The following is an 11,420-nucleotide window of genomic DNA, read 5'->3' on the forward strand; positions in this document are numbered from 1 at the left end:
TGTAGGGGCGAAGCATTTGGGCGACAATTCATAACTCAAATTCAAGATCTTTCTGTCCAAATGCTTCGCCCTGCCAAGGTCTCTATCGGCATACATACCTATAATGTTTTGTCAACCTCTTTTACTGGACTGGCGCTCTAGCCCCTAACCCCTAATCCCTAACCCCTAATCCCTAACCCCTAACCCCTAACCCCTAACCCCTAGCCCCTAAAAAACACAGCAAGCGCATTGCCTCATGACAATGCGCCGCCTGGGGTTAATCAAAACTAATTAAACAAGTTGCAGTTGAAGAAAAGATTTACCGAGATTTGTTAAATCTCCTCTTGCGCCTTCTTGCAATAGCTTTGCGCTTGCGTTTTTCCGGAGGTGTCTCGAAGTGCCGCAGACGCTTTATATCTGAAAAAATCCCCGCTTTGGAGACCTGACGCTTAAATCGACGTAAAGCTGATTCAAGCCCTTCATTTTCCCCTACAATCACTTGGGTCATCGTGTCTACTCCTAAGCATGGGCTAGTAGCTGGATTGTTGCGATCGCTAGATTAAGCGCTTTAGCAAACCTTTGCTGAGTGTGCGCTCTTGCAAGCCATCGCCTAAGAGAATCAAACAGCTTACATCGGGTAGAGCCATAAATAAGGGTAATTCAGTGTATTGAATACCCTCGAACAGGAGTTTACCGAATTAACTGCTACGCAATCCCTTAGCTGCAAAGCTTAATAGCGGCGAGAAGAGAATTTCCCACCACCATTACCGCCTCGGCGATCTCCACCGCGACCGCCGCCCCCCCTATCTTCACGGGGTTTGGCCTTATTAACCTTCAGGTTGCGACCCATCCACTCAGCACCGTCAAGGGCATCGATGGCAGCAGCTTCTTGAGATTCTGCTTCCATTTCCACAAAAGCGAAGCCGCGCACGCGACCCGTTTCGCGGTCAGTAGGAAGCTGAACGCGCTTCACAGTACCATATTCAGCGAAAACTTCGCTGATGTCTTCTTGTGTAACTTCGTAGGATAAATTGCCAACGTAGATTGACATAAAGTCTCTCCAGAATCAGATGAAGTAGAGATTTAGATCCGGAGAGGCGCTTGTAAGTGTACTAACAACAAACTCTACCACCGAATTAACTCCCCTAAAAAGAGGTTAGCACAAAATCGAAACAAGCCAGCCAAAAGCTGCTTAATCCAGACAATATCGTTTCTGACCGAATATCCTAAAGTCAGGAAATTTGAACGAAGACAGGTACAGACGAGTGTGCTGAAGACATTGTTAATTTTTTTGGTTGCTTTAATACCGCCGCTAATTTCTGTATGGGTGATGCGTAAAGCAGAGGCGCGAGCGCGAGAAAGGCTGAGAATTGCGATGGATAGAGCTTCTCTTGCACCCCTAGTTATGCCGCCGCCACAGATCGATCTGGAATACATCGGCGACACCAGCTGTAAATTTAATGCTCGTTCCCCCTACCTGCGTTGTACAGTCAATCCGTTAGGGCCATGTCAAGATTGTCACCACTATCAACCGCGATAGGAGTTTCTGTGCGTTGCTATTAAACAAAAAAAGGGGATGATTTACACCATCCCCTTCAAACCATTCACCTAGAGTGTTGAGATTAAAATTGAGCTACGTACTGTTCCTTCTCCGGTAGAACAGTGTACTCAGCAACGATCTGCCGAAACTCTTCGCCCTCGATCGTTTCTTTTTCCACCAAAAGATCCACCACCCGATCGATCAGGGTACGATTCTCGCGAATCATTCGCTTCGCATCCTCGTAACAATGCTCCACAATCTTGCGTACCTGAGTATCAACACGAGCCGAGATTTCTTCAGAATACTCCGATCTCGTCATCAAGTCGCGACCCAGAAACACTTCGCTACTTTGACTTTCCAGCGACAGCGGGCCTAAATCCGACATCCCGAAGCGCGTCACCATTTGCCGCGCCATCCCCGCCACTTGTTGCAAGTCGCCACCGGCACCAGTAGTCACCTCAGCATCGCCGAAGATCACATCTTCTGCCGCACGACCGCCCAAAGCAGCAGTAATGCGTGCTTTCAGTTGGCCTCTAGAAACCAAACCTTGCTCTTCATTAGGAGCAAACCAAGTCAAACCGCGAGCTTGACCGCGAGGAATCAAGGTAACTTTTTGTACCGGGTCGTGGTCTTTGAGCAGCGTACCGACGATCGCGTGACCGATTTCGTGATAAGCAATCAAACGCTTCGTCTTGCTATCCACCAAAGGCGTACCTTCCATACCGGCCACAACCCGATCGACCGCATCGTTGATTTCCAGCATAGTAATTGCTTCTTTGCGGCGACGTGCAGTCAGAATTGCCGCTTCGTTGAGTAAATTCGCCAAATCCGCACCGCTAAATCCGGGAGTGCGACGAGCGATCGCATCCAAAGAAATTTCTTCTGCTAATTTCTTATTACGGGCGTGGACTTTGAGAATTTCCAACCGACCATTAATATCCGGTGTATCGACTGTCACCTGCCTGTCAAAGCGTCCCGGACGCAACAAAGCCGCGTCGAGAACATCAGGACGGTTAGTAGCAGCGATAATAATGATACCGCTGTTACCTTCAAAACCATCCATTTCCGTCAGCAGCTGGTTGAGAGTTTGTTCCCGTTCGTCGTTACCGCCGCCGATCCCTGTACCGCGCATCCGTCCGACCGCATCAATTTCATCGATGAAGATCAGACAAGGAGCATTTTCCTTTGCTTTTTTGAACAAGTCGCGCACGCGGGAAGCACCCACACCGACGAACATCTCGACGAATTCCGAACCGGAGATACTGAAGAAAGGAACGCCAGCTTCACCGGCAATTGCTTTGGCCAGCAAAGTTTTACCAGTTCCGGGAGGGCCAACCAGCAACACACCTTTGGGGATGCGAGCTCCTACAGCGCTGAAGCGTTCCGGTTGTTTCAAGAAAGTGACGATTTCTTGCAATTCTTCTTTAGCTTCTTCGATCCCGGCCACATCGTCAAATTTGACACCAGTTTTGGCTTCCATCATGAAGCGAGCGCGGGATTTGCCAAAACTCATCGCTTGTCCGGGGCCACCGGGAATGTTGCTAGAGCGACGGAAGAGGAAAAACAATCCTGCTATTAAAAGTATTGGAAAAACGAGATTACCTAATAATCCCCAAATTGCGCCATCGTTGCGAATCGGATGGATGGCAAAGCTAACTTTTTCTTCTTTAAACTTGGAAATCAGTTCCGGGGCGCTTGCAGGTAAATCGACTCGCCACCGTTGCAGTTGATTGCTCAGTTCCGGTTGCGGATCTATACCTTCGACAATTGCGGTTCTGCCACCTTCGTATAGATCGACACTGGTAACTCGACCGCTATCCAGGTATTCCAGAAAGCGACCGTAGGTCATGCGGGTACTGGCGGTGTTCCTGCTGGCGTCGATGGTAGATGTTGCAAATGCTCCTTGCCACAGGAAAAAACCAATGACTAAGGCAGGCAACGTCCACAGTAATACGACTCTCCAAGAAAATTTCATAGATGGGTGGCCTCTAATTGCGAGTACGACTAACTGGTTACCGATCTACACCAATTGCGATTTTTAACCGAGTCAGATAATTGCTTGATTTTTCAGCCGATGTCTCACATCGATCGCTATTGGGGCGATTTGTAAAACACAAAAATGATAACGGCAAACAAATCTTAATTAAATTTAACCTAATTCTCATCAATAGAGCAAGCCTGGGAGAAAGGGGCTAGGGCGTCGGGATTAGGGGTTAGGGAAAAGGGAGTGGGGGAGTGGGGGGGCAGGGGGGCAGGGGGGCAGGGGAGCAGAAGAATTAATATTTTCCCTCTTCCCTCTTCTCTCTTCCCCTAACCCCTAACCCCTAACCCCTAACCCCTAACCCTAACCGCTAACCCCTAACCCCTAACCCCTAGAGCGATAGCGTACTTGCGGGTAAACTCCAATCAGGTCTGAGGTTTTGAGCTTTACGCAAATAGGGATGGTAAATCTTGACGTGAGGATATGGAAGATTAACGTGAATGAGGAAGCGAATGCAGCGGTCTAAGTCTCCCGGAACGTGCATCTGTTGGACATCTAACAGAGGGACGTTTTCCCAACCGGGACGGCGACGAGCGATCGCCGCCGGGAAAATCGCATCCAAATCGCGGGTGGCAGAGAAAATCGCACTTATGATATCGTTGGGGTCTAAATGATTGTGCTTTTCCAGTTCGTCTAGCAGTTCTGTGACTGCTTCTCTAATTGCCTCAACCGAATTTTCCGAGGCAGTGGTTGCCCCACGAATTGCTTTAACTCGCCACTCCACGCAAAAATCCTCCTTATTATCAACGCGAATATAAATACGATCGATGGATAGATAAACTCAAAAGCCGTTGTCATTATGGCTGAAGCACTGCTGAAAAGTCAGCAGTGCCCTGTGCGATGTTAACAAAACCTGCTATTTAAACTACAAACCACTTTTTGTCTCAACTTTAAGGTCTATAGATCCACAGCGGCAGACCGTTGGTAGACATTTCAAACTCTAACCACTCCATACCAGATGATAGTCCAGATACCTTCTGGTTGTTTCCCGACAGCAGGCGACTCAAGACGGGTTTGCGTTCTTCAAAGTTGTAGCAACGGGTTTTTTCGGGGTCGAGTCCCGCCAATTCTGCTGCCCAGCGGCGGGCATCTTCCTCAGTACCCAAGCGATCGACTACACCCAATTGTAACGCTTGTTCTCCTGTAAAAATGCGTCCGTCTGCGAAACTCCGAACAGTTTCTACTGTGAGCTTCCGTGCCTCGGCAACAGTTTGGACGAACTGTAGGTAACTGGTGTCGATCAGCTCTTGGAGTATATTTTTTTCCGGTTCCGTCAGTTCTCGGTCAAAGGCCAAAATATCTTTGTAGGGGCCGGATTTGATCGTTTTGAAAGAAACGCCGACTTTTTCGAGCAGGCGTTCCAGATTGTTGCCGCGCAGGATCACTCCAATGCTGCCCGTCACCGTGCCTGGGTTGGCTATGATGTGCTGGGCTCCCATACCGATGTATACGCCCCCGGAGGCGGAAATATTACCAAAACTGGCCACAATTTTGACTTTCTCTTGCAGACGCTTTAGAGCGGTATATATTTCTTGGGAATCGCCCACCGTGCCGCCAGGACTATCAATTCGCAGCAGTAAGGCGGGAAATCGTTTTTCCTCGACGGTTTTGAGGGCTTCGAGAACCCATTTGCGGGTCGGGCCGGCGATCGCGCCGGTAATTTCAATGCGGGCTATTTGTTTGCGAAACTTAGGCTTAAAAGGCCAAATCATAGTCGTCAAGGAATTTGCGATCGAGTGCGGGAGGGAGTGGGGAAGTCAAAAGTCAAAAGTCAAAAGTCAAAAGTTCTCCTTTTCCCTTTTTCCTCTCCCTCTTCCCGACGCCCTATTCCCTAGTTTGCCTCATTCCTGGCTGGGTTAACTGGCTGACGTAACTTGTGGGGGACAAGCTCTAGTTTCTTTGGGAGATATTTCGACCTGTGTGAGCTACTTAACAGAAATACATAATTCAATACAATTAGAATAACTAAGTAAAAATAGCTCTCCCGTACAATAACTAAAAATTATTGATTGGGCGAAACGCTTAGCGGGTAAGGCATCTTTCCTGCCTAACAGCCCAAAAAACCACTGAACGAATAAATGCAGTTAATACCAACTCGATTCGACATGACAAAAAATTTTAAATTACCATTCACCTGGGGAACGGAGACAAACCTTGAATCTCTGACAGGGATTGAAACGAAGCTCGCTGAATCCAGACTTCCTTTTGCTTCTTTACTTCTGATCGCCCCCTTTTTCCTGTGGGGTACGGCAATGGTAGCAATGAAAGGAGTCATGCCCCAAACCACACCCCTATTCATGGCTGGGGTGCGCTTGGTGCCTGCGGGAGTTTTGGTGTTGCTGTTTGCAATGCTAACTGGAAGACCCCAACCTCGCACCTGGTCAGCTTGGCTGTGGATCGGCTTGTTTGCCCTTGTAGATGGGGCGCTGTTTCAAGGATTTTTGGCAGAGGGATTAGTTCGCACCAGTGCCGGTTTGGGGTCGGTAATGATCGACTCGCAACCTCTGGCGGTGGCTGTGCTGTCGCTGTGGCTGTTTCAAGAACGCATCGGATTGTGGGGATGGCTGGGACTTGGTATAGGCGTCCTGGGTATTAGTTTCATCGGCTTACCCCAAGAGTGGATAACAAACTTGCTGCATGGCGGTTCGATCGCCACATCGGTAAATATCCAACAATTGTTTCAGAATGGTGAGTGGCTGATGCTGCTGGCGGCTCTTTCGATGGCAGTGGGAACGGTGACTATTCGGATCGTATGTCGCTATGCCGACCCGGTGGTAGCTACAGGTTGGCACATGATTTTGGGAGGTTTGCCTTTATTTGGTCTCTCAGCAGCGGTAGAATCCGAGCAGTGGCAGCAATTGGATTTATCCAGTTGGATGGCCTTGAGCTACTCAACCGTTTTTGGCAGTGCTTTAGCCTACGGTCTGTTCTTTTATTTTGCCAAAACAGGCAGCTTGACCAGTCTCAGTTCCCTTACTTTCCTAACTCCCGTCTTCGCCCTCCTATTTGGCAACATCTTCCTATCTGAAACGCTCGCACCCTATCAATGGATGGGTGTCTGCCTCACTCTGGTCAGCATCTACCTAGTCAATCAACGGGATATTCTGGCAAAATGGCTTCAGTTCAATAAATCAGTAGCTAACCCCACCACTGAAAAATCGCCAAGCGAAAACCAACCTTTATTAGCACCTTCGGAATTAGAATTGGCAAAGGTTACCGTCAAAATTGCCGAATCCGAATCGGAAATTTGGCGCTAAATTAGCGGCAGGGAGTTGCCAATTTCTACTGTGTTTGTGAAGACTTTGCGATCGCTAACGCATCAGGGCTGAGTTTCTTGGCAAATGCCAGTTTAGGATTAAACTAGCTCAAAGTCATCTACCCAGTGGGTTATACTGGCAGCCCCTTCTACCCCTGAGTTAGTTTATGTCGCCCTCACGCTCCGCTTTATTTCTGCTTTCTTGTATGACTTGCCTGGGCTTTAGCCCCAGTGCAGTGGGAGCGCCAATTTATGGCTACCCCCCGCCTCAGCCCGATGCGCTAGTCTCAGAGACAGGAATCGGCAAGTTGTTTGCCACTACACCTGGAACAACTCTGTTTGCACAGCGCAACTCGCCCAGCCCAACGGCAAAACCCTCCCCAACAAAAACAGTTCCAGATTTTAGCGACCTTAACTTCAGCAAAGAAAAATCGACTCCCAAGCCTACTCCAGTGGCTAAAGCTAAAAGTTCTAAGCTGAACTGGCCATTGTTGTGGATAGGTACAGGGGCAGTGCTTTTTATTATCGGTGGAGTGGGACTGTTTTACGTGGTGAGACACCCAAACGATCGCACCGCAAGTGTAGCTGAAGAGCTGCCTCCAGATCCAGAGTCCGATCGCACTGATACCCCAGATATCAAGGCTAACCCATTTCACTCACAAATCGATAAAAACGCCCAAAGCAATGGCTTTTCAACTATCTCTGAAGATAGATATTCCGAAGAATCAGCCTCACATTTGCAGGCAGAGATAAATGTTTACAAGGATGACGTTTCATCCGTTTGGGAAAATAAACCAGCGCCAGAATTAACGTCACATTCCCAGACCGAAACAAACAGCTACATCCGCGATACTTCATCGGTATTAGAAAACAAACCTGCCGAAGAATTAACTGCACAGTCCCAACTAGAAACAAATATCTACAGCAGTTCCATTTCCCCGGTAGGTGAAAATAAACCCCCCGAACAATCAACAGGATCGCCCCAAACAGAAGCTTTAGAAATTAGAGAACCGACTCGCTTACCTAAAATTAATATAATTGATGAATTAATCAAAGATCTGCAAAATCCCGATCCGACCAAACGGCGCAAGGCAATTTGGGAATTAGCGCAAAGAGGCGATTCTAGAGCAGTACAGCCTCTATTGGAACTGATGATGGATGCAGATTCTATGCAGCGCAGCTTAATTTTAGAAGCACTATCCCAAATCGGCACCCGCACGCTCAAGCCGATGAATCGCGCTTTAGCTATGTCCCTGCAAGATGACAATCCAGAGGTGCGGAAAAACGCGATTCGAGATGTGACGCGCATTTTTGATATGATGGCTCAAGTCAGTCAACTTTTGCGCCACGCAGTTGACGATCCCGATGAGGAAGTGCAACAAACTGCACGCTGGGCTTTGACTCAATTAAGTCGCATTCGGGGATTATCGGGTGTAGATAATTTCTCCAATCGCCCCAACTCTAAGAATCCACCGGAAAATTGATTTGTCTATCCGTCAGATGCTAATCCCAAATATTCAAGTACAACTAAAGGACAGATGAAATGAGCAGTTTGAATTTTATCGTAATTCCCGAAATCTCCATTATCCTTCCTACCTACAATCGAGCTAACTATTTAAGTGACTGTATTAATAGTGCGCTCGCACAAACTTTTCGCGATTGGGAACTGATTATAGTCGATGATGGCAGTAATGACAATACCTTTGAAATTGTCGAGCCTTTTGTCCAAAAATTTGATAACATTCGCTATCTCAAACACAAAAATAGGAAGCCCGGTTACTCTAGAAATGCTGGTATACAAGCATCATTTGGTAATTACATCACCTTTTTAGACAGCGACGATCGATACAAACCAGAGCATTTACAGTCACGCTTAGAATATATGAAAGCTCATCCCGAAATTGACTTAATTGAAGGTGGATTGTACAGTGACGAAGAACTTTTCGTCCCCGATTACTTTCAAAGAGATCAACTGATTAGCATTCGCTATTGTGTATTCGGCGCAACCTTTTTTGGGAAAAGGCACGTTTTCTTTGATTTAAATGGTTTTAATAACCTTGATTTTGGTGAAGATACAGACTTTTGGTATAGAGCGGAAAGAAAGTTTAAAACTCAAAAATTGACCGAACCAAAAACTTATATTTATACCAGAGCCGAAACCAGTATAACCAAGGATTTTGTCAACAAATAGATTCTCTCATCAAATCCATAAAACATTATCTAAACGTAGGGTGGGTTAGGCACGGGCAATAACTTCTCAATCAAAACCAATAATTCAATTCCCGTGCCGTAACCCACCATCCCCAAATTATAACCTAACAATAAACTCATGAAAATTTTAAATATTTGTTCGCGTTACCTAACCATTATTTTAGTCACCTTATCTTTACTGATATTAACAGGTTGTCAAACTACCACCCAAAAAGATAAAAGCGTTACCCATATCACCCTATGGCACGGAATTAATCCCCCTCCCAATCGGGATGTCTTTCAAAAACTCGTAGATCGATTTAATCAAAATCATCCCGATATTGAAGTAGAATCTATCTACGCCGGACAATTAGACCAACAGTTACCCAAAATTCTCACGGCGATCGTCGGTAATTCTCCCCCAGATATTTTATCATTCAACACCCAAATTACAGGCCAGCTAGTTGAACTTGGCGCGATTCGACCTTTAGATGATTGGCTGAACAAATCGCCGCTAAAATCAAAAATAATGCCCAAATTATGGGGAGAAATGGAGTTATACGATCGCGTTTGGTCAGTTCCCATGTTTGCGGGAAATATCGGCCTTTTTTACAGACCCACACTTTTTAAAGCGGCGGGGATTACCGAATTGCCAAAAACTTGGACAGAACTTCGTCAAGTGGCGAAAAAACTGACCCTAGACCGCAATGGCGATGGTTATCCGGAACAGTACGGGATGTTAATGCCTTTGGGTAAAGGAGAATGGACGGTTTTTACTTGGTTTCCTTTCTTGTTGGGTGCTGATGGAAACTTAGTCAAAGATAACCGCCCTAATTTGGTTAATCCAGGTGCGATCGCAGCTTTACAATTTTGGCAAAATTTGATAAAAGATGGCTCGACAAAATTCTCTGCACCAGAACGGGGATATGAAGAAGATGATTTTATTGCCGGTCGCGTTGCCATGCAGTTAACTGGGCCTTGGACATTGATAATGAAAAGTAAAGTTGATTTTGATGTCTTTCCCGTTCCCGCGAATCGCAAACAAGCAACTGTGTTTGGTAGTAACAATATGTTTGTGATGAAAACCACACCAGAGAGGGAACGAGCTTCTATTAAATTTTTAGAATATCTTTTAAGTGACGAATTCCAAACAGAATGGAGTATTGCCACTGGATTTTTGCCCATAAATATTAACGCCGCCGCCAGTCCCGCTTATCAGAAATTGCTTCAGCAAAAACCTGTTCTGAAAGTTTTTCTTCAACAAATGAATGCCGCAGGTTCTCGACCGATTATTCCCGGTTATAGCCGCCTATCTCAAAGTTTGGGGAGCGCGATCGAATCAACTATGCTAGGCGAATCTCCAGAAAAAGCTTTACAAAAAGCGCAAGAACAGCTAAACTTAATTTGGGAATGATATCGTGTCTTCCATAAACAGATTTGCGTGGCAGTATCTAATCGTAGGGTGGGTTAGGCACGGGCGATAATTCAACACTTTCAGCCCATAATTTAATGCCCGTGCCGTAACCCACCATCCCACTCAACTGTAACATTAACAGGCAGCAACAAAAGTGAGATTTGCATTAGATAGCGTCTCTATTAAGAAGTAAACTTTTTCTGGTGACAGGTTTCTCTTGTAGATCGATTCTAATCTCTTTAGCGCGATCGCACCCATACAGCCTTTTTCAAACATCCCCGACTTATCCAAAAAATCGGGGATATTTCCAGAGAAAAGTAGCTCGATCGCATATCACTAGAGCGCCAGTCCAGTAGAATAAATTGACAAAAACAACAAAATATGTATTATGTAGGGGCGAAGCATTCGGGCGACAATTTATGACACAACACCCAAAATTTTATGTCCGAATGCTTCGCCCTGCCGGGGTCTAAAGCCAAACCCACATTATATTGCTTTTGTCAACCTCGTTTACTGGACTGGCGCTCTAGCTATAATCAACTCCTATTCCATCCCCACATCCGCGTCTTTCCAAACATACTTCCGACAAGTTTGTGCGGCAGATTTCGCTTCCTCAGTTTCAGGATGGACAAGTACCGGATGTTCGCGCAACCTGTTGCACCCCACAGACAGCCAAGTTTGCCAATCGCCACCTTGCCACAATCGCACTGTCTTGTCATAACTACCAGAGACGATATATTTTCCATCCGGCGTCACGGCGACTGAGGTGACAGCAGACTCATGTCCGACCAAAGGTTCACCGATGGGATTGCCTTTGATATCCCACAATCGCACTGTCTTGTCAGCACTACCGGAGACGATATATTTTCCATCCGGCGTCACAGTGACTGAGGTGACAGATTCCTGATGTCCGACCAAAGGTTGACCGATGGGATTGCCTTTGCTATCCCACAATCGCACTGTCTTGTCCGCACTACCGGAGACGATATATTTTCCATCT

Annotated in this window: 11 protein-coding genes; 5 read left to right on the plus strand and 6 right to left on the minus strand. The window is 46.5% G+C overall.

All coding sequences use genetic code 11. The features are described 5' to 3' along the window. Positions 1–298 precede the first annotated feature (298 nt). Both rpsU and ACE1CD_RS27850 read right to left on the minus strand, forming a co-directional pair. Complete coding sequence (gene rpsU / locus ACE1CD_RS27845; RefSeq protein WP_190475724.1) at positions 299–487, minus strand: 30S ribosomal protein S21; 189 nt, start codon at positions 485–487, stop codon at positions 299–301. Between the two features lie 222 nt (positions 488–709). Further along, entirely contained in the window at positions 710–1,030 is a 321-nt protein-coding gene (locus ACE1CD_RS27850) for an RNA recognition motif domain-containing protein (protein WP_374790045.1), read from the minus strand. 216 nt (positions 1,031–1,246) lie between these two features. Between ACE1CD_RS27850 and ACE1CD_RS27855 the strand changes: the two genes are divergently transcribed. Continuing rightward, entirely contained in the window at positions 1,247–1,519 is a 273-nt protein-coding gene (locus ACE1CD_RS27855; protein WP_374790043.1) for a DUF6464 family protein, read from the plus strand. Between the two features lie 82 nt (positions 1,520–1,601). Here the strand turns inward: ACE1CD_RS27855 and ftsH2 are convergent, their stop codons facing one another. The 3 genes from ftsH2 to sppA all read right to left on the minus strand — a co-directional run bounded on the left by ftsH2 (position 1,602) and on the right by sppA (position 5,272). Then, on the minus strand, positions 1,602–3,494 hold the full coding sequence (gene ftsH2 / locus ACE1CD_RS27860; RefSeq protein ID WP_374790041.1) for an ATP-dependent zinc metalloprotease FtsH2: 1,893 nt from the start codon (positions 3,492–3,494) through the stop codon (positions 1,602–1,604). A gap of 397 nt (positions 3,495–3,891) precedes the next feature. Further along, entirely contained in the window at positions 3,892–4,284 is a 393-nt protein-coding gene (gene aroH, locus ACE1CD_RS27865; RefSeq protein WP_374790039.1) for a chorismate mutase, read from the minus strand. A gap of 166 nt (positions 4,285–4,450) precedes the next feature. Further along, positions 4,451–5,272 carry a signal peptide peptidase SppA gene (gene sppA / locus ACE1CD_RS27870; protein WP_374790049.1) on the minus strand — a complete coding sequence of 274 codons (822 nt, stop codon included), beginning with the start codon at positions 5,270–5,272 and terminating at the stop codon, positions 4,451–4,453. A gap of 459 nt (positions 5,273–5,731) precedes the next feature. On the opposite strand from sppA, the gene ACE1CD_RS27875 reads away from it, so the two are divergent. The 4 genes from ACE1CD_RS27875 (at position 5,732) to ACE1CD_RS27890 (ending at position 10,420) form a co-directional block, all read left to right on the plus strand. Continuing rightward, positions 5,732–6,817 (plus strand): DMT family transporter, encoded by a 1,086-nt coding sequence (locus ACE1CD_RS27875; RefSeq protein ID WP_374790047.1) that lies wholly within the window; start codon positions 5,732–5,734, stop codon positions 6,815–6,817. Positions 6,818–6,983: 166 nt separating this feature from the next. Beyond that, on the plus strand, positions 6,984–8,300 hold the full coding sequence (locus tag ACE1CD_RS27880; protein ID WP_374790037.1) for a HEAT repeat domain-containing protein: 1,317 nt from the start codon (positions 6,984–6,986) through the stop codon (positions 8,298–8,300). 59 nt (positions 8,301–8,359) lie between these two features. Further along, the gene (locus tag ACE1CD_RS27885; protein ID WP_374826900.1) at positions 8,360–9,007 is read left to right on the plus strand and encodes a glycosyltransferase family 2 protein; all 648 of its coding nucleotides are present in this window, start codon (positions 8,360–8,362) and stop codon (positions 9,005–9,007) included. Between the two features lie 138 nt (positions 9,008–9,145). Then, positions 9,146–10,420, plus strand: a complete 1,275-nt coding sequence (locus ACE1CD_RS27890) for an ABC transporter substrate-binding protein (RefSeq protein ID WP_374826901.1) — start codon at positions 9,146–9,148, stop codon at positions 10,418–10,420. Between the two features lie 543 nt (positions 10,421–10,963). Here ACE1CD_RS27890 and ACE1CD_RS27895 read toward each other — a convergent pair. Further along, positions 10,964–11,420, minus strand: a 457-nt coding sequence (locus tag ACE1CD_RS27895; RefSeq protein ID WP_374826902.1) for a WD40 repeat domain-containing protein, incomplete at its 5' end; no start/stop codon positions are given.

The sequence above is a fragment of the Aerosakkonema sp. BLCC-F183 genome, from assembly GCF_041929145.1.
Lineage (GTDB): Bacteria > Cyanobacteriota > Cyanobacteriia > Cyanobacteriales > Aerosakkonemataceae > Aerosakkonema.

Excerpts from the sequence above, each read along its gene's own strand:
- ACE1CD_RS27850 (WP_374790045.1), bottom strand. The coding sequence starts at position 1,030 with ATGTCAATCTACGTTGGCAATTTATCCTACGAAGTTACACAAGAAGAC.
- sppA (WP_374790049.1), bottom strand. The coding sequence starts at position 5,272 with ATGATTTGGCCTTTTAAGCCTAAGTTTCGCAAACAAATAGCCCGCATT.
- ACE1CD_RS27885 (WP_374826900.1), top strand. The coding sequence starts at position 8,360 with ATGAGCAGTTTGAATTTTATCGTAATTCCCGAAATCTCCATTATCCTT.
- ftsH2 (WP_374790041.1), bottom strand. The coding sequence starts at position 3,494 with ATGAAATTTTCTTGGAGAGTCGTATTACTGTGGACGTTGCCTGCCTTA.
- ACE1CD_RS27890 (WP_374826901.1), top strand. The coding sequence starts at position 9,146 with ATGAAAATTTTAAATATTTGTTCGCGTTACCTAACCATTATTTTAGTC.
- rpsU (WP_190475724.1), bottom strand. The coding sequence starts at position 487 with ATGACCCAAGTGATTGTAGGGGAAAATGAAGGGCTTGAATCAGCTTTA.
- ACE1CD_RS27880 (WP_374790037.1), top strand. The coding sequence starts at position 6,984 with ATGTCGCCCTCACGCTCCGCTTTATTTCTGCTTTCTTGTATGACTTGC.